This is a genomic window from Saccharomonospora xinjiangensis XJ-54, assembly GCF_000258175.1.
GTDB classification, from domain to species: domain Bacteria; phylum Actinomycetota; class Actinomycetes; order Mycobacteriales; family Pseudonocardiaceae; genus Saccharomonospora; species Saccharomonospora xinjiangensis.
In genome coordinates this window covers 47830-65320 of the sequence record NZ_JH636049.1, presented here as the reverse complement: position 1 = coordinate 65320, position 17491 = coordinate 47830, and the positions used below count along the sequence as shown (strand labels likewise).

The following is a 17491-nucleotide window of genomic DNA, read 5'->3' as shown; positions in this document are numbered from 1 at the left end:
CGGCGGTCGGGCCACGCACGTTTCCCTACGCGGACGCCTGACCCCCGCTTGGTGAGACCGAGGCTGCCCGGCTCATCCCGCCGTGGGGATGAGCAGTCTGTCGATTTGCGACATGGCCTCGCGCATGCCTTCCTCCATGCCCATCGAGAGCAGTTGTTCCATCTGGTCGGTGTCCGCGAAGTGCGAGACCGTGGTCATGCGGGTGCCGGAACGGGTGGGTTCCAGGGTCACGACACAGCGGACCGACGGCATGCCGGGGGCGGGTTCACCGTTGTCGTCGGCGAAGCCGTCGTCGAATTCGAGGCGGTGCGGGGCGTCGATGGCGGTGATCCGCCACCAGGCGTTCGACCTGCCGCCGTCGGGGCCTGTCATGTGATACCGGGAACGGCCGCCGACGGTGAAGTCGTGCTGCTCGAACGTCGCAGGCCACGTCGGCGGACCCCACCAGCGTTCGAGCTGGCGCGGGTCCTCCCAGACCCGCCAGATCCGCTCGACGTCGGCCGGGAACTCGGCGACGAACGTGAGGGTCAGGGTGTCGGGGTCGTTGTGGACGCTGATGATCGGCATGATCAGCTCCTGTCGTCGGAGACGAGTGTGTCGATGGCCGCGACGCGGTGCCGCCACGACGCCTCGTACGCGTCGAACAGGCGCGCGGCCTTGCGCAGGGTGTCCGGGTTGCCGTGCACGATTTGTTCCCTGCCCCGACGCCGCTTAACCACGAGCGCCGCGCGTTCCAGCACGGCGACGTGCTTTTGCACCGCGGCGAAACTCATATCGTACCGGGCGGCGAGCGCAAGACCGGCCGCGCCAGGAGTGTGTGAGCGGCTTCCGGGGTAGGCACCGGACGACATCACGCCAACCCCCGCACCCGACAAGGAGGGAGTTGCCCGTGGGCGCCGACGCGGTGGACGCGATCTGGGACGACTGGAACGACGCCGTGAATATGACGGCCGAGGAGCTGGAGCGCTGGCTCGCCACGCCCGAGTCGCACGGCGTCGGCGACAAGAGCGCGGGCAGCGAATCAACGGGACACCGCTCGGGACGCCGGATCGTGCGCCTGCTGCGAGCGGACAGGGCCGACCTCGGCGAGGACGACGCCGCCCACATGCGCAAGGTGGTGGGCTACGTGCGCAGGCACCTCGCGCAGCGGCCCGACGGCGACGTGACGGACACGCCGTGGCGGTACTCGCTGATGAACTGGGGCCACGACCCGCTGAAGGACTGACGCCGCAGGGGGTCCGACCAGGTGGAGGGTTCACTCCGCTGCGGCTACCGTGCTGGAGGGATTGGCCGGGCTGGGGGTGACGTTGTTGGAGGGCCGACCCGCTAATGGACCAGGCCGCGCTCAACGGCAGCCCCACCGAAAGGCGCACCCCGCGTCAGCCCGGTGCGACGCGGTGCAGGGCCAGGGCATCCCAGCGGTGAGGGGTGGCGTCCTTCGGCGCACACACCAGGTGCCCGGCCCGCAGCCGGGGGCCGGGAAAGACCTCCTCACCGCGGGACTGCGCCCTGACGAACTCGCGCAGCCGCTCGCCGCAGCGGCGGTAGAAGCGCAGTTGCGTGCGGCGGCCGAACAGCCGCCAGCCCAGCAACGTGACACGGTCCAGGGTCGGAGCGCCCTGTGAGTAGCTGGACGCCACGAACTCCACCTCTCCCGAACGCTGGTGCTTGATCACCTCGTAGGTGACCTTGCCGCGTTCGAGGTGACCGTCGAGCGTCTCGTACGCCCAGCCCCAGACGCGGTCGCCGTTGTCGCGCGACTCGTCGAGTACCTCGGTGACGCGCACACCGCAGAAGAAGTGCATCAGGTGGAACCGGGCTTGCAGCAGCAGATTCCGGCCGAGCAACGGTCCCTGTGGGTCGTACACCGCGCGGACGATCTCCGGGGGAGTGAAGTCGTAGTCGCGCACCAGCGCGCACGCCAGCTCCCACGGCCCTCCCGGCTCCGGCCCTCCCGGTCGCTCGGCGGGAAGCCCGCTGCGGTGCGTGTCGATGTTCCACCCGGGGCGGCGCACCTCGGCCTGCGAGTAGTTGACGCCCGCGTCGGCGAGGTCCGCCCACGCGCGCACGACGTCGAGCCTGCCGAAAACCCGGTTCTGCGCCAGAGTCACTCGTGGTCCTTCAGCGCGTCCCCGATCAGCCATATCATCGGCGGCCACAGGCCCACGAACAGTGCCCTTCGCTCGGCGTTGCCGCGCTGGGTCTGGTCCACCGTCTTGGCGCGCACCCACAGCCCCACGCAGAGTGCGATCGTGGCCAGCGAGGTGACCTGGGCATGGGTGCTGCGCAGCCCCGCCCTGTGCAGTAGCCGGACTACCATGAGCGCCTCCCCTCGTTCGTGTCGGCGCGCGTGCGCGCGGGTATGAGGAGTCAGTACCCGTTTCGCACCGGCTACCGACCTGGAGGGCACGGATGGAGCGACCTCGCAGGGCGGTGGCCGTCGTCGCGCGGTGGCTGCTGGGCACTGTGCTCGTCACGTGGCGCTACCTGTGGGAGACCACACCCCTGCACCGAAGCGAGTGCCGGGGCGACGAACGCGATACCCCGCCGCCGGTGCCGCCGGAGGTGGTGGACGACCGCGCGCAACTCTCCGCCGACGGCTACGGGCCTCTGTTCCATCGCCGGTTTCTGGTGCGGATCGCGGACGCCACCCTCAGCGCCGACCGGCTCGCCGACCGTGTCGTGCGCGACTTCAAACACTTCGTGCCCACCGAGGTGGTGGACATCCGCGCCGACACGGTGGCGGTGTCGGGCCTCGACGTCGGCGACGAGCTGCTGGTGGAGATGCCCGGGCCGTGGAACGGGCCCGTCCGCGTGGCGCATCGCGACGCCACGTCCCTGCACCTGATCACGCTGCGCGGTCACCTGGAAGCCGGGCAGGTGTGGTTCCGTGCCCGCGAGGACGGCGACGACCTGGTGTTCGAGATCGAGCTGTGGGCGAGGTCGGCCAGCAGGCTCGTGCACGTCCTGTATTCGCGGCTGCGGCTGGCGAAGGAGGTGCAGCTCAACATGTGGGTGCGCTTTTGCCTCGCCGCCGTGAAGACCTCTGGTGGGCGGCTGGCCGGCGGCATTCACATCGACACGCGCAGGCTCGACGAGGCCGCCTGGGGAGTGACCCCGCTCGCCGTGAGCGGCAGGGCGGCGCCGGGTTGACGACGCACGGCCTTCGGGCCATCCGGCTCGCTCGGCCTGCGGGCCATGCGGAGCCTGAGGGTTTCGTGGTGCCGGTGAACAGATCCACACTCGGAGGGGTAGCCGGGAGAACCGGGCTTGCCCGGCAACACGTTCAGCCCTGCCACGCCGTCACCGGCCGCCACGGTCGCGGAGTGTGTCGATGCGGTCGTCGAGCCGGTCACCGGTCGCCTGCGCGTCGGCGAGCGTGCGCATCGAGGCGTCGAAGTCCTCCGCCCTGCCCGCGTCGAGCGCGTCGAGACACCCTTGCCCGCCCTGCCTGGCCGTGGTGACGAACTGTTGCCACAGCTGGTGTCCGTCGGGGTCGGGGACGTGGAAGTACCGGGCGGCGTCGTGGGCGACCGTGGCGAGGTCGGCGCACAGCGGCCGGACGGTGCGCAGCTCGGCGGTGACACCGGAGCCCCCGGCGTTCACGTACTCGGTGACGGCGGCGAAAAGGTCCTCACGCACGACGGAGAAGTGGTCGAGCAGATCGTCGCCGCCGAGAGCGAGCCAGTAGTCCACCTGGAGTGCCTTGATCTCCTCCGACACGGGTGCGTCGGCCACGACGGGCCGTTTCTCCCGCGCGGACGCCTGCACGAAGGCCGCGTCGGGAACGCGGCTGTGCGCGGGGGCGAGCTGAACGACCTGGTAGGCCGCGGGCGCGAACCCGGCTGCCGCGAGCACGAGCACGACGGCACGGCGAGTGCGTGGCCCGCCGACGCCCCGCGATGGCACGGCGCCCACCAGAGGGCGATCCGGCGACGACCGCCGTCGTAGCAACGCCACCGCGAGCGTCGTGATCGCTGCGGCAGCCGTCGCGAGCCAGAGCGCCGGCACCAGGACCTGGCTGTGGATCTGCGGGAACACGCCGGGCCGCCACGTGCACACACTGTCCGGCGGGTCGCCGAGCGGCAGGCAGCCCTCCGTGGCCCTGACCACGAACACACCCATGCTGCCCACGAGAACCGCCGTCTGCGCGGAGACGAGCGACGACAGCGCGCGATGCCGAGACACGCACAGGCCCGTCACGATCGCCGAGGCGGCGGCAGGCACCACGACGGCCAGCACATGGCCGACGAGGTAGGTCATGACAAGGTCGGCGGGGTCCGGTTCGTCCTCCAGGTGATCCCACAGCGCCGCGGTGACAGCCACCGCCGCTGCCCAGGCGACCAGTCCACCGAGCACGCCCGGCAGCAGCACCCTGCGCAACGGCGGGAGGTTGATCTCCAGCGGTGTCCGCTCGTGCTGCGGAACCGCGTTGCGGACCCAGGCAGGCGCCGAGGTGGCAGGCCGGATCGCCCACGCAAGCAGCGGCACCACCCACAGCACGGCCACCGCCACCAAGGCGAGCGGGATGCCGACGGTGCCGCTCAGCATGGCCATCAGCACGGTGAACGCCGCATCGACGGCCGACAGCTCCACCGGGCCGTCGAGCGCCCGCCCCGCGAAGCCCGACACCAGGGTGTCTCTCGCCTCGGCCAAGGTCGGCCACCAGCTCAGCGGCGACCAGCCCGCGGCCAGCGCGACACCCTGGGTCTGCCACCACACGAACCACACCGACAGAACGACGCAGCCCGCGACGAGGGTCAGTATCAGCACCGGCCGCAATGTCCGATGTGGCCACACCGGCGTCCACAGCATCGCGCACTGCGTGACCCACCACGCGAACGCCACGGACACCAGCACCACCAGCGCGAACGCCTCCGGCCGCACCGGTAGCCACTCGTTGACCGTGCCCTGACCGGCGGCGAGACCGCCTGCCGTCAGACCGAGTCCCAGCCACAACCCGGCCCGAAGGCCGGACGGCACTCGCCGGGACGTCAGCAGTGCGTGGACGACCGCGCGCCACAGCGCCACACCGACGACACCGGCCACCAGTGCGGCCGTCGCCATCGCCGCAGCCTGCTGCATCCAGCCGCTGAGCAGCACGTATTGGGTGAGGAAGAACGTGACATGGGTGTTGACGACTGCGGCGGTGGCGCCGGTGAGGAACATCGGCAGTGCCCGCGCGCCGAACAACGCCGAGGGATCGCGCAGTGCCGCGCGCCGCGTCGCCCAGCGAGGATGGGTGCGCCACAGTTCGGCGAACCGGCCGTACACCCGCTCCGCAGTCCGCTCGGCCGGGTCCGGACCTGGGAAAACCCATCCACCTGGATCGGCACCCCACCGCAAGGCGGTGCGATCGGCGTAGATTTCGCGACTGCGCAACACGTCCGCCCGTGCCAGGTGCACGAGTACGACCATGAGCCCAGCGAGCACAAGGCCACGGGTGACGACGGGTGCCTCGCTCGACCACACCAGATCGTCCGACGACACGGCGTAGCGCAGGGCGGCCCAGCCGAGGAACGGCGGGAGGACCAGCGCGGCGAACACGCGCCACAACGCGACGGTGAGGTAGGTGACGGTGATGTCGCCGTTGCGGATGTGCGCCAGCTCGTGTAGCACCACGGCGCGGAAACCCTCGGGGTCGGTGTGTCTGCGGATGAGCAACCCGGCGTGCAGGCACATCGTGGGCCTGCGGTTACGGCCGAAGACCACCGCACCGGCCGACGACACCGCCGCGGGATCGACCACCACCCTCGGCGGTGACCGTAACCCTGCCGTCGCCGCGAGGTCGGCCACCAGCACGTGCAGCGTGCCATCGGGATCGACGGCCTCCAGCGGCACCACCCTGCCCCCTCTCGCCTTCCACACCGGCAACAGCAGGAACAGCACGCCCGTCAACCCGGCGAGGACGAGCAGATAGATGGTCGTGACCCACAACGGGAGCGGGGCGGCGAACCGGAGAGTGCAGTCGTAGTAGGCCTCCCACTGGAGAGAGCGCCTGGCGATCACCTGCGACGGTGTGGTGGTGAGTGGATCGATCCCGGCGGCGAGCGAGCACCCGAAACCGTCGTAGGCGGACAGGGCCATACCGACGTAGAGGAGCATGAGCGTGCTCGCCGCGACGATCAACGCCACCAACAGCGCGAACCGCAGGGTCGTGCCCGCGCCGAGAACGCGCTCGTCGAGCTGCGCACCCGGCGAGGTGTCCGAGGGGCGCCGGCCGGTGTCGCCGTCAGGCACCGAGGTGTCCACCGACTCCCCTTCCTGCTGTGGTCTGGCGAGGATGTCAGTGTGTCCGCGGTGCGAGGCGGTTCGCCGCCGTGCGGCCCCGCGACACCCGTTCGGCCCAGCGCCCTGGCCGCGAGGCCGGGCTGCGGGACGTCACTCCGCGAGCCCGTCCCGGTGGCCGAGGGGAAGGTAGGAGAACCGGCGGATCACCGGAACCCACGTCCGCAACGGGGCGAGCTCGGTGAACGTCACGTGCTCCGACAGCCGGGTCAAGCCCAGGTGCAGCCGCTTCCAGGAACGTGCCGCGTTGTCCGAGTCGCTGCCGGTGAGGGTGCCGACGATGCCGTTGTGCCACCGGCCCCTGTCGTCGGCGGAGGGCCGCACGTCGTCGAGGAACTCGGCCCAGCGTTGGGCCGGGCCACGATGAAGCAACCCGCCGCCGACTCCGCGCGCGACGTCGGGTGGCGTGTCGAGCAGCCGGTCGAAGAGCCGCGCCTGCGCGGTCAGCACGGCGAGGAGCACGACGACGGCCTGATATTCCCCCGGCCGCTCGCCGTCACCGAGAAACCGGGACGCCTCGGAGAGGTCACGGGTCGCCCGCACCATCCGGTACAGGTTGAACAGCCGTTTGGCCTGCCTCGGGGTGGTGATGAGCGTGTCCGACGCGGCCAGCAGGTCGATTTCCGGATCGGTGAGCGGCCGGGGGACAGCCGTCCGCCGCGCAGGGTTCCTCTGCTCGCCCACCTCCGAGCCGGTCTCGATGTCGAGTCCGGTCACGGCTTGCCCGGCTGCGGCCGGTGCGGCAGGCGGCCCGGTCGTGAAGGAGGTCGCGGCGCCGGTGCCGGTGGCGCGCCGGGGGCTCACCCCGGTGTCGTCGAGGATAGAGCGCAGCATCCCGTGAAGGTGCCCGCGGGAAAGGCCCGGCAGCGCGATGGGAATGCCGATGATCTTTTCGAGGTAGTCCTCGGGAGCGGCCCTGCCTTCCACGGCGCCGCCGAGAGTCGAGTCGTAATGGCTGCGCAGCGAACTCAGCAGCCAGCGCGGATCGACACCGACCACGACGACGAACAGGTCCATGGCCAGCAACAGGTGCACGGCTTGCAGCACATCGACGACCTGTCGGGCGCTGCACCGGTCGAGGTCGTCGATGTAGAGGACGATGCGGTCGATCGGCCTGCGCCCGCCGTCCTCGCCGTGGGCGCGCCAGTCCCGCATCAGCTCGACGAGCTGCTCGAAGTCCTTCCGGATCGTGGAGATCAACCCCAGGTTGCCCCGGTAGGAGTCGCTGCGCGCCCGCTCGGCGAGGAACGTGTACAGGTGGTTGCCCGGCGTCAGCTCGGTCAGCTGCCGTCCGAGCTCCCCGACCCTGGCGACGACGTCGTCGAGCTGCGCCTCGGCCACCCGTTGCTCGGCCTCCGCCTTCCGCAGCGCGTCGAGCTGATTCCTCACCTCCGGCGTGATCTGCTCACGTCTCGCCTGGTCGAGACCGGTGCGCAGGTCGTCGCCGAGTTCCCGCAGCGTCCGGACTCCCTCCCTGGCACGCCGCACGACGGCCAGTGCGACACCCGCCGCCGCTGTGACCGCCGCGGCGGCGACCGAAAGCCACTGCCACGCGGCAGGCGGCACGACGAGGGCCGCGACAGCACCGAGCGCCAGCAACACCACCGACCCGGCGAGGACGATCCTTCCCCAGCGATGGCGGGGAGCGCGGCGCAGAGCGTCGGCCTCCGTCAACGTTCCACGAAGCTCGTCGGCGAGCAGGTTCCCCTGCTCGACGGCGTCGCTGATCCCGAGTCGCTGCCACAGTCGCTCCGTCATGCGCCCGAGGGCCCGTGACTGCCTCAGCGCGGCGACGAGATCGCGCGCTCTCGTTCTCCGATCCGCATCCGCTCTGTCCACATCGGATTGCAGTGCGGCGGCTGCCGCCCTCGCCTGCTCTGTGGCCGCCCTGACCTCTCTGAGCTGTTCGAGCCGCTCGCCGAGTTCGGCGCGGATGCGTTCACGGCGCTCCGCGTTGCCGGGCCCCGGACCCGCGAGCTGACGGAAGATCTCGTCACCGAGGCTGGCCCACAGGTTGCTGTCGGCGTAGTGCCAGGCGTTGAACCCGATCTGGACGATCTCGCGGCAGTAACTCTCGCCCGACCCGGCCAGGGTGTCGATCTGCTCCCTCAGCAGGCCCATGAAGTAGCTCTTGCCGGAACCCCACTCGCCGAAGACGCCGACCGACACCGGCAACGACGTCGTCCGGTCGGCGATCACCGTAGCCACCATCGACACGTAGGGCGTGACTCCGAGCCGGTCGTGGGACAGCGGTATGCCGACGCCCGGGTCCACCCGGTCGGTGCACACGCCCCCGGCCAGTTCGTCGGTGGAGTAGTCCTGCCCCACGTCGTGCGGTTCGCTGACGATCTTGTCGGGGTCGCGCGGTTGTGCGCCGGTGTCCGCTGTGGGCGCGTGGTTCAGCGCGGCGAGCAACGCGGCTTCGCCGCCGCGAGTCCGGTCGAAGAACACGATTCGCCGCAGCGCCGTCCCGCGCACGTCGTCGAACGCGGCCACGGCGGCCGGAACGATCACCTGCGCCACCGTGGCCGGGTCGAAGGCGAGTGCCCCGGCGCCGAGCAGCGGCATCCCGAGCACGGTGGCGCCCAGGTCGGCGGCGAGATGGACGGCGGCACCAGCCGCCGTGCCGATGGCGCTCAGCGAGGGGCGGCCGAGGCCGTTCTCGTGCGCGGTGGCCAGCACGGCAACCCTGAGCGGGGTCGCTGAATCGGACACGCGGGGCAGGTCGAGCGAACCGGGCCGCTCCGGGGTGATGTCCTCGAACCGGATCCGGTCCCAGACGGCGCCGGGGAACACCTCCCGGGTGGCGTCGGCGAGTTCACCGAGCATGGAACCGACGGACACCACGATGGCGTCGATGCCGAGGTTCCACGGCTCGCTGGTGCGCACCACGGAGAGCTCGGTGTCGGCGAGCTGCCGGCGTCCTCCCGGGGCCAGCGCCTCGGCGACACCGAACCCGCCGCCGCGCACCGGGCCGCGCTCGGCACGAGGGAACGGTGACCCGCTGTGTTCCTCCGCGCCGTCGTCCACCGCCGACGAAGCCATCGCGCCTCCCACCGCACTACGCCGTCAGGAGGACCAGTCTGCTCGGTTCCGCGAAAGGGCGCCCGGGTTTTCACCGAGATGACCTTCTCGACGGCAGCCGGCGGGGCGTGTGGCGGCAGGGATCAGTAGTCGTCGCGTCCGGTGAACTGTTCTTCGAGGAGTTCGGCGGAGCCGGTGACGAGTTCGAGTGGATCGACGAACTCGTTGATGTCGAGGTTGACCAGGGGAAGCGAGTGCCGCAGTACCAGATGTTCGCCCATGAGCGCCGCGCCGCCGACCACGATCGTGTTGCCGATCTCGGCGAGGACCTCCTGAAGATCGACCTGGTCGATGCGCGCGAACGGCGTCGCGATCTGCACCCACTCCTCCTTGCGGTCGAGCACCTCCCTGGCGATGACCACGACCTGTGCCCGCCGGTCGTCGTAGGAGATCCGCACCCTGAGCTCGTCGTCCTCGTCGCGGATCACGTCGTAGCTCGCGCGGACATAGGCCACGAGATCGCCCCAGGTCGCCATGCGGATTCCTTCCCCAGTCCTTCGCCGTCGCAGGGCACGTCGAAGCCCCGTGATCAAGAGTAGTGGGGCTGCCGTGGACGCCGGGTGAGTGTCGCGCGGACCCGGTTGCAGGCACCCTGCGATGAGTTCGCCCTGCCCCGGCTGTCTGCCCCGGGGTAGGCCAACACAGGAGGACCCGTGACTCAATTATTGAGGGTGCAGAACTTCACCGTCTCCGCCGACGGCATCGGCGCCGGTGAGGACCAGACCATGGACAGTCCCTTCGGCCACCCCGGAGCGGGGAGCCTCTTCGCCTGGTGCGGAGCGACGGCGAGCTGGCCGAACCGCACCGAGCCGGGAGGCACGAGGGGTCTCGACGACTACTTCACCCGGGACTTCGCGCACGGCATCGGCGCGGAGATCATGGGCCGCAACAAGTTCGGGCCGCAGCGCGGGCCGTGGCGCGACCACGAGTGGCGTGGCTGGTGGGGAGCCGAACCCCCGTTTCGCACCCCGGTCTTCGTCCTCACCCACCACGAGCGGCCCTCGTTCACGCTGTCCGACACCACGTTCCACTTCGTCGGGGGTGACCCGGCCAGGGTGTTGGAACAGGCGAAGGAAGCGGCGCAAGGCTTGGATGTGCGGCTCGGTGGAGGGGTGAGCACCATCCGGCAGTTCCTCGACGCCGACCTGGTGGACACGCTGCATGTGGCGGTGTCGCCGGTGAGGCTCGGAACCGGGCTACGGCTCTGGGAATCCCCGCAGGAGCTGCTCGACCGGTTCCATCTCGACGTCGTCCCGAGCCCGAGCGGCGTGACCCACCACCTGTTCTGGAGGAGGTGAACTCCTGCGGGCTCGGCGTCGTCGGCCGAGCCCGCAGAGGCGGGCCTCATGCTGACGCGCTGGGGCCGGCCACCGCTGTCACTTCGGGGGCCTCGGCGCTGTCGGCGACCTCGTCGTTCTCGGCGGGACGACGGCGCAGGAACAGTGACGTGACCACGGCGAGTGTGCCGACGCATCCGGCGGTGACGAACGCCGCGCGCAGGCCGTCAACATCGGGACTGAGCGCGTTCTCGGCACTGCCCACGGCGGCGACGGTGACGAACACGGCGGTGCCCAAAGCCCCCGCGACCTGTTGCAGGGTGGACAGAATCGCGCTGCCGTGCGAATGCAGATGCTCGGGCAGCACACCGAGCGACTCCGTCATAAGCGGAGTCATCATCAAAGCGAGCCCGGACATGAGCAGGACATGGATGGCGATCACGAACACCAGCGGTGACGCCGGGCCGAGCGTGGTGAACAACCAGAGCGCGACCGCCATCGCCACGGCACCCGGAACCACCAGCGGCCGGGGGCCGACCCGGTCGTACAGGGCGCCGACGGGCCTGCCGAGAAGACCGAGGATCAGGCCACCGGGCAGGACGGCGAGCCCGCTGACGAACGTGCTGGTGCCCAGCACCGTCTGGAGGTAGAGCGGCAGCATGATCGAGGCGACGCCGAGGAGGCAGATGAACAACAGCCCGGTCAACGTCAGCCCCACCGCGAAGCTGCGGTAGGTGAACGGCCGCAGGTCGAGCAGCGCGCGGTCGTCGCGTTGCAGACGAAGCTGCCGCACGGTGAACACGGCGAGCGACAGCGCCCCGGCCGCGATGGGTACCCACGGTGGGAGTGCGTGCGTCCCGCCTCCCGACTCACCGATCGAGGCGAGGCCGTAGAGCAGCCCACCGAAGCCGATGGCGGACAGGATCACCGACACCAAATCGAGCGGCACGCGCCTGGTGTGGCTGTCGAGGCGGAACCACGCCGCGCCCACGGCCAGCGCGCACAGCGCGAGCGGCAGCACGAGCCAGAACATCCAGCGCCACCCCAGCGAGGAGAGCAGCGCTCCGCCGATGGTGGGACCGACGGCGGGCGCGACGGCGATGACGATGGTGATCGTGCCCATCATGGCTCCGCGCCGGTCGAGCGGCACCAATCGCATCACCGAGGTCATCAGCAGCGGGAGCATCACCGCCGTGCCGCAGGCCTGCACCACACGACCGGCCAGCAGCATCTCGAAGCCGGGGGCGAGCGCGCTGAGCAGCGTGCCCGCGCTGAACATACTCAGCGAGGCGAGGAAGATCTGCCGGGGGGTGAAGCGTTCGAGCAGGAAGCCCGTTGTGGGGATGACGACCGCCATGGTGAGCAGGAACCCGCTGGTCAACCACTGCACGGTGGTGGTCGCGACTCCCAACTCGACGGTCAGATCACGCAGCGCGACACTCAGAATCGTCTCGTTGAGGATCATGACGAAGGCCGAGACGACCAGCACAGCGATCAAGGGACCGCTTCGAGGTGTGGACCCTTCGGTGCCGGACGCCGTCTGGTCGGCATGCACGCTATCGATCATGGGAGTGGCAACCTCGCTGGCAGGTGGATGTCGCGTCGGAATCGGTGGAAGGCACGAGAACGGGACGGCTCTGTCGCGATGGTGGCTTCCCGACGGGTCAGCCTAGCGGCGCGGGATCGCAAGGGCGATGTCTTTCTCGCCTGCTGGGTGAGGTGTTCTCGTTCGGCGAACGGCACCTGTCCGGAAGGTCATGCACTGTCGGACGACGGTGTCGTTCCCGGAAGGCCACCGGTGGGGCCGCTCCGGCGCTCACCTGGGCCGGGATGCCGGGACGGCTCCGCGACGCCTGCCGGGCCGACGGGCGGAAACAGCGGCCGTCATGGAGTCGCGCTGACAGTTCGGGCGACGGGCGGAGAATGTCCGCGAGCTCGAATCTTCCGGCGGGCGGAGACTATCTCGAAAGCGCGTCGGAAAACAGTTGAACTCGGGCTGAGCGGGACGTGCTTCCGGCGCTTTGGAGTCCTTGCGTCGTGCCTGTCCGGTTGTTCCTGAAAGGAGTGCGTCGAGTTCCCCCCGGAGAAGGGATTCGAATTCGTATCACCTTTGTCGTCATTCGAATGCGGCGCGCGGCCCGCGTGAGCGAAGCCGGCCCGAGGGCGGACGTCGCTCAGGGCTCTCGTGCGCTTCCGGCGACGGCGGGTCGAGGGACGGCGGCATCGCGCGAGCGCCGCGCGGCGACCCCCGTCCGGCAGGGTCGCCATCGGGGTGAACGAGCACGCTGCTGGGCCATTCGAGTGATTTTCTCCGTGGCTGGACAGCTGCGGTGCCTGGGTGCGGCGACGGGGATTGCGCCGATCGCCCCACGCCGTCAGGAGCATGATCGACCAGATCGGTCCAGTCCGGATTGCGCCGTCCGGACCAAAGGCGGGTGATCGTCCCGATCCGGGAACGGGTCCACCGTTACGGCCGGTTGACGGTCCGTGGCGGGGATGGCTAGGGTTCGAGCGGCCATGCGAAAAGCTGCCCATGAGGCGATCGAGACCATCGAAGTCTCTCTTTTTCGGCACTGTCCGTCCCCGGTTCTCGCGTTAATACGAAGTTTCCTTTCTCCCGGTGCTCCGGGCATTGAGAATTCGCTGAGACCTGGGTTCGTCCCCTGCTCTTTGTGTATATGTTGGGAAGGCGGGGGTCGAGTATTGTCGAACGGTGGACGAGGATCGGTGAGCCTTGATGTCCCAGGTGTTCCCCTTCGCGGCCTACGTGCCCGAGACGCCGGAAGGTGACTTCGACACGGTGCTGCGGGCCCAGCTCAGCGCGCCGGGACACCGGCTCGCCGAGCTGAACAGCGAACTGGTGCGCGTGGGGCCTCACGCCCCCGCCGCGCTGCCACTGCTGATCGAGGCGGCCGCCTGCTACGGCAGGGAGAACGACTTCGAGACCCAGTCGTGCTACGCCAAGGCCGCCTACGCCTGCGCGGAGTCGTGGGGCGATCCGGTGTCGCTCGCTGAGGCGGGCACGTCGGTCGCGGTGGCTTGTTGCTGGACCGGCGATCTGCGCAAGGCGGCCGAGCATGCCGACGAGGTGGCCGCCTACCTGGACACGCTCGACGACGCCGCCGCGCGGAGGATGCTGTCCACGCTCGCCGACCTGTCGTGGGTCGAGATGCAACTGCGCAGGCTGCGAGAGGCGCAAGCACATCAGCGGCGCGGACTGCGCATCGCCGAGGCCGCCTTCGACCTCGATCGCACGATCCTCTTCCGCGTCCTGCTCGGTGCCACGTCGCGCGAGGACGGCAGACTCGGCGACGCGATCAGGCATGTGCACCGGGCCCGCGAGACCGCGGAAGGGCGCGGCACGCCGGTGTGCCGGGGGCTCGTCCTCGCCGCGCAGAGCGCGATCGCGTTCGAATCGGGCGATCCCGCGCGGAGTCGCGAACTGGCCGAGGAAGCTCGCCGGGAGGCGGGGGCGCACCCGCGCTTCGCGGCGGTGGGCATGGTGCTCGGCCTGAGCCTGATCGCCACGGGACGGCCCAGGGAAGGCCGCGACCAGCTGATCGACGCGGCAGGAGGCCGATCGCTACCACTGGCGCCCGCGATGTCGAGAGCGAGGCTCCTGGCCGCGCTGGCCGCCGCCGATGCCGAGCTCGGAAACCAGGCCGAGGCCGAACGCTGGAGCGAGCTGGCCATGGCGTCCACGAGCACGCAGTACCACGATCATCCGCTCGGCTGGGCGCATCTGGCGAGGGCCGAGGCGCTGTCCCGGTCCGACCCCGCCTCGGCGCGGCCTGCTGCGGACACGGCGCGCATGGCGTTCGAGCGGGCAGGCGCCCGGCTCGGCGAGGCGGCGGCGTTGTCGCTGCTGGGCACAGTGCAGGGCAGGCTGGGAAGGACGTCCGACTCGCTCGAGGCGTTCGCGCGGGCCGAAGAGCTGTACCGGTCGTGCGCGGCGACCGCGGCGGCCGACCACGTGCGCCTGCTCCGCACGAGCGCGCAGACGGCGGCCGAGGTCACGGCCGAGGCCGAGCGTGCCGTCCGCACCGTCGTCGGCAGTCTTTCCCCACGGGAGAAACAGGTGGCGCGCCTGATCGCGGAGGGAAGTTCGAACCAGCAGATCGCCAGTGTCCTCGACATCAAGCTCAACACCGTTCAAGTCCACGTTGGACGGATACTTCGCAAGCTGCGGGTCCGATCGCGATCCGCTGTCGCGAGAGTCATGACGCTCGCGGAGACCACGGATCTGGCTGTGGCGGCAGGCGGGCGTAACTAGTTTCCGTTATGGCAGAACCCGTTCCGGAAACTCTAGGCTCGGGACCGACTTTGCGGGTGACAGAGAGGTGTGTGCGAATGACGACCGCTGCGAACCCGAGCCGCGACGTCCTCGACATGTCGTTCTTCCAGGATCCGTACGAGGTCTACGAGCGCCTCCGTGCCGAAGGCCCCGTGCATCCGATGCGAACGCCTGACGGGATCGACGTCTGGGTGATCGCCCGCTACGAGGAAGCCAAGGCAGCTCTGTCGGACGCACGGTTCACGAAGACCTTCGACGGCGTGCCCGACATCTTCGCGCAGCAGAACACCGGTATCTCGGCGCACGAGGGCTACACCGACATCCTCACCAAGCACATGCTCTTCGCCGACCCGCCCGACCACACCCGGCTGCGCGAGCTGTCGGCGAAGGCGTTCACCCGCAGGAGGGTGGAGTCGCTGCGCCCCGAGATCACCAGGATCGTGGACGGCCTGCTCGACACGCTCGCGGGCGAGCAGGAGATCGACCTGCTGCGCCGGGTGTCCTTCCCGATGTCGATGGCCGTCACGTGCAGGCTGCTCGGCATCCCGCCCGCCGATGAGGACGCCTTCCGCCGCTGGACCGAGACCATCTTCACCACCAACGACCCCGCCCGCATGAACGAGGCGGTGCGCGCGGTGGACGAGTACCTGGTGGGGGTCATCGAGGCCAAGCGGGCCGATCCGGCTGACGACCTGATCACCGCGTTGATCAACGCGCGGGACGACGGCGACAGGCTCACCGATCGTGAGCTGGTCTCGACCTGTGCGCTGATGTTCGTGGCGGGCTACGAGACAACGGCGAGCATGGTGGGCAACGCGGTGCTGGCGTTGCTGGAACACCCCGACAAGCTGGCCGAACTGAAGGCCGACCCTTCACTGATGCCGAACGCGGTGGACGAGCTGCTTCGGTTCGACGGCCCCGTCAACGTCGCCACCCTGCGTTCCACGGCCACGGACGTGACCATCGGCGATACGACCATCCCGAAGGGACAGTTCGTGCTCGTGTCGCTGATCTCGGCCAACCGGGACGGTGACAAGTTCCCCGAGCCGGAACGACTCGACTTCACCCGGCCGCTGGGCGGGAGCCTGGCGTTCGGCCACGGTATCCACTACTGCCTCGGCGCTCCGCTGTCGCGCGTGGAGATCGAGGTGGCGTTGAGCAGGCTGCTGGCGCGGTACCCGAACCTCAGCCTCGCCCGCAAGCCGAGCACTCTCACGTGGCGCAACAGCCTGCTGGTACGGGGGCTGACGGCGCTGCCGATCCGGCTGTCCTGATCCGGCGCGGACGATCGGGCAAGGAGAGCTGTGCTCAGCACGAGTCTACTGCTCCGAGCCGCCGCGACAGCCCACCTCACCGCCTCTGCTGCCGACACCGAGTCCACTCCGGACAGTGTGTCGGCAGCGGGCGAGCGGCACGACGGTGCCAGGGATACCGCCTGGCTGCTCGGTGAGGCCGAGCGGTTCGTCGAGCTGTTCCACGGTGAGGGAAACGGTCGCGGCCGGTCGGCGGACGAGCGGATGGCGGAGATCCGCGCGGAGGTCGAGCGCACGGGCACCTACACCCACACCGTCGAGGAGCTGACGTTCGGCGCGCGGGTGGCGTGGCGCAACAGCAACCGGTGTATCGGCAGGCTCTACTGGAAAAGCCTGCGGGTGCGCGACAGGCGTGACACTTGCGACGCTGCCGGGATCGCGGCGGAGTCGGCCAAGCACCTCGTGGAAGCCGGTGGCGGTGGGCGGATCCGGCCCACCATCACGGTGTTCGCCCCTGACCGGCCCGGCAGTCCTGGGCCGCGTATCCACAACGAGCAGCTCATCCGCTACGCCGGTTACCGGCAGCGGGACGGTGGCGTCGTCGGCGACCCGCTCAACGCCGACCTCACCGACCTGGCGCTGCGGCACGGCTGGCGCGGGCCGGGCACGCGGTTCGACGTGCTGCCGCTCGTCATCGAGACCCCGCGGGACGGCATCGAGTTGTTCGAGCTGCCCCCGGATGCCGTGCTGGAGGTGGCGCTGTCCCATCCGCGCTACCCGTGGTTCGCGGGCCTCGGCCTTCGCTGGCACGCCGTGCCTGCCATCTCCGGCATGGTGCTGGAGATCGGAGGCGTGCGGTATCCGGCCGCGCCGTTCAACGGCTGGTACATGGGCACCGAGATCGGGGCGCGCAACCTCGGTGACACCGAACGCTACGACCTGCTGCCGACGGTGGCCGCGAAGATGCGGCTGGACACCAGCTCCGAGACGTCGTTGTGGCGTGACCGCGCGCTGGTGGAACTGAACGTGGCCGTGCTGCATTCCTTCGAGGCGGCCGGAGTGAAGATCACCGACCACCACACGGAGTCGGACCGCTTCCTCACCCACCTCGAAAGGGAGGAGGCGGCGGGCCGGATGTGCCCCGCCGACTGGTCGTGGATCGTGCCGCCGATCTCGGGGTCGGCCACGCGGGTGTTCCACCGCTACTACGACGACGCCGACCTGCGACCGAACTACCTGCGACCGGAGTGACCCCCTGAAGACCTCCGGCAGGACCGGAGGGGCTCGACCCTGCC

General features: G+C 70.0%; 14 protein-coding genes. 6 read left to right on the top strand and 8 right to left on the bottom strand.

All coding sequences use genetic code 11. The features are described from left to right. Positions 1-72: 72 nt before the first annotated feature. Both SACXIDRAFT_RS00110 and SACXIDRAFT_RS00105 read right to left on the bottom strand, forming a co-directional pair. Entirely contained in the window at positions 73-567 is a 495-nt protein-coding gene (locus tag SACXIDRAFT_RS00110) for an SRPBCC family protein (RefSeq protein ID WP_006236402.1), read from the bottom strand. Positions 568-569: 2 nt separating this feature from the next. Further along, positions 570-851: a helix-turn-helix domain-containing protein gene (locus SACXIDRAFT_RS00105; protein WP_006236401.1), complete on the bottom strand. Its 282-nt coding sequence runs from the start codon at positions 849-851 to the stop codon at positions 570-572. Positions 852-889: 38 nt separating this feature from the next. Here SACXIDRAFT_RS00105 and SACXIDRAFT_RS00100 point away from each other — a divergent pair, with 38 nt between their 5' ends. Then, on the top strand, positions 890-1225 hold the full coding sequence (locus SACXIDRAFT_RS00100) for a DUF3140 domain-containing protein (protein WP_006236400.1): 336 nt from the start codon (positions 890-892) through the stop codon (positions 1223-1225). Between the two features lie 154 nt (positions 1226-1379). On the opposite strand, the gene SACXIDRAFT_RS00095 is transcribed toward SACXIDRAFT_RS00100, so the two are convergent. Further along, positions 1380-2144 (bottom strand): DUF1990 family protein, encoded by a 765-nt coding sequence (locus SACXIDRAFT_RS00095; protein WP_408640368.1) that lies wholly within the window; start codon positions 2142-2144, stop codon positions 1380-1382. After that, positions 2108-2320 carry a hypothetical protein gene (locus tag SACXIDRAFT_RS00090; RefSeq protein ID WP_006236398.1) on the bottom strand — a complete coding sequence of 71 codons (213 nt, stop codon included), beginning with the start codon at positions 2318-2320 and terminating at the stop codon, positions 2108-2110. Before SACXIDRAFT_RS00090 ends, SACXIDRAFT_RS00095 begins: the two co-directional genes overlap by 37 nt. Positions 2321-2412: 92 nt before the next feature. Between SACXIDRAFT_RS00090 and SACXIDRAFT_RS00085 the strand changes: the two genes are divergently transcribed. Beyond that, complete coding sequence (locus tag SACXIDRAFT_RS00085; protein ID WP_006236397.1) at positions 2413-3153, top strand: DUF1990 family protein; 741 nt, start codon at positions 2413-2415, stop codon at positions 3151-3153. 150 nt (positions 3154-3303) lie between these two features. On the opposite strand, the gene SACXIDRAFT_RS21700 is transcribed toward SACXIDRAFT_RS00085, so the two are convergent. From SACXIDRAFT_RS21700 to SACXIDRAFT_RS00070, 3 genes are all read right to left on the bottom strand, one after another. Beyond that, positions 3304-6252, bottom strand: a complete 2949-nt coding sequence (locus SACXIDRAFT_RS21700) for a M48 family metallopeptidase (RefSeq protein ID WP_006236396.1) — start codon at positions 6250-6252, stop codon at positions 3304-3306. A gap of 129 nt (positions 6253-6381) precedes the next feature. Then, a complete protein-coding gene (locus SACXIDRAFT_RS00075) occupies positions 6382-9333 on the bottom strand; it encodes a P-loop NTPase fold protein (RefSeq protein WP_006236395.1) in 2952 nt (983 codons plus the stop codon). A 122-nt stretch (positions 9334-9455) separates the two neighbouring features. Further along, positions 9456-9848, bottom strand: coding sequence for a hypothetical protein (locus SACXIDRAFT_RS00070; RefSeq protein WP_006236394.1), 393 nt, complete (start codon positions 9846-9848; stop codon positions 9456-9458). 177 nt (positions 9849-10025) lie between these two features. Between SACXIDRAFT_RS00070 and SACXIDRAFT_RS00065 the strand changes: the two genes are divergently transcribed. Then, positions 10026-10670 carry a dihydrofolate reductase family protein gene (locus tag SACXIDRAFT_RS00065; RefSeq protein WP_006236393.1) on the top strand — a complete coding sequence of 215 codons (645 nt, stop codon included), beginning with the start codon at positions 10026-10028 and terminating at the stop codon, positions 10668-10670. A gap of 46 nt (positions 10671-10716) precedes the next feature. On the opposite strand, the gene SACXIDRAFT_RS00060 is transcribed toward SACXIDRAFT_RS00065, so the two are convergent. Continuing rightward, entirely contained in the window at positions 10717-12216 is a 1500-nt protein-coding gene (locus SACXIDRAFT_RS00060) for an MDR family MFS transporter (protein ID WP_006236391.1), read from the bottom strand. 1170 nt (positions 12217-13386) lie between these two features. On the opposite strand from SACXIDRAFT_RS00060, the gene SACXIDRAFT_RS00055 reads away from it, so the two are divergent. The 3 genes from SACXIDRAFT_RS00055 (at position 13387) to SACXIDRAFT_RS00045 (ending at position 17447) form a co-directional block, all read left to right on the top strand. Further along, complete coding sequence (locus tag SACXIDRAFT_RS00055; RefSeq protein WP_006236390.1) at positions 13387-14922, top strand: LuxR C-terminal-related transcriptional regulator; 1536 nt, start codon at positions 13387-13389, stop codon at positions 14920-14922. 77 nt (positions 14923-14999) lie between these two features. After that, positions 15000-16217 carry a cytochrome P450 family protein gene (locus SACXIDRAFT_RS00050; protein WP_006236389.1) on the top strand — a complete coding sequence of 406 codons (1218 nt, stop codon included), beginning with the start codon at positions 15000-15002 and terminating at the stop codon, positions 16215-16217. Positions 16218-16247: 30 nt separating this feature from the next. Beyond that, positions 16248-17447: a nitric oxide synthase oxygenase gene (locus tag SACXIDRAFT_RS00045; protein ID WP_006236388.1), complete on the top strand. Its 1200-nt coding sequence runs from the start codon at positions 16248-16250 to the stop codon at positions 17445-17447. Positions 17448-17491: the final 44 nt, after the last annotated feature.

What these genes read in the sequence shown, in the direction of transcription:
- SACXIDRAFT_RS00075 (WP_006236395.1), bottom strand. Translation starts at nt 9,333, where the DNA reads ATGGCTTCGTCGGCGGTGGACGACGGCGCGGAGGAACACAGCGGGTCA.
- SACXIDRAFT_RS00070 (WP_006236394.1), bottom strand. Translation starts at nt 9,848, where the DNA reads ATGGCGACCTGGGGCGATCTCGTGGCCTATGTCCGCGCGAGCTACGAC.
- SACXIDRAFT_RS00050 (WP_006236389.1), top strand. Translation starts at nt 15,000, where the DNA reads ATGACGACCGCTGCGAACCCGAGCCGCGACGTCCTCGACATGTCGTTC.
- SACXIDRAFT_RS00110 (WP_006236402.1), bottom strand. Translation starts at nt 567, where the DNA reads ATGCCGATCATCAGCGTCCACAACGACCCCGACACCCTGACCCTCACG.
- SACXIDRAFT_RS00105 (WP_006236401.1), bottom strand. Translation starts at nt 851, where the DNA reads ATGTCGTCCGGTGCCTACCCCGGAAGCCGCTCACACACTCCTGGCGCG.
- SACXIDRAFT_RS00085 (WP_006236397.1), top strand. Translation starts at nt 2,413, where the DNA reads ATGGAGCGACCTCGCAGGGCGGTGGCCGTCGTCGCGCGGTGGCTGCTG.
- SACXIDRAFT_RS00060 (WP_006236391.1), bottom strand. Translation starts at nt 12,216, where the DNA reads ATGATCGATAGCGTGCATGCCGACCAGACGGCGTCCGGCACCGAAGGG.
- SACXIDRAFT_RS00055 (WP_006236390.1), top strand. Translation starts at nt 13,387, where the DNA reads ATGTCCCAGGTGTTCCCCTTCGCGGCCTACGTGCCCGAGACGCCGGAA.
- SACXIDRAFT_RS00090 (WP_006236398.1), bottom strand. Translation starts at nt 2,320, where the DNA reads ATGGTAGTCCGGCTACTGCACAGGGCGGGGCTGCGCAGCACCCATGCC.
- SACXIDRAFT_RS00095 (WP_408640368.1), bottom strand. Translation starts at nt 2,144, where the DNA reads ATGGCTGATCGGGGACGCGCTGAAGGACCACGAGTGACTCTGGCGCAG.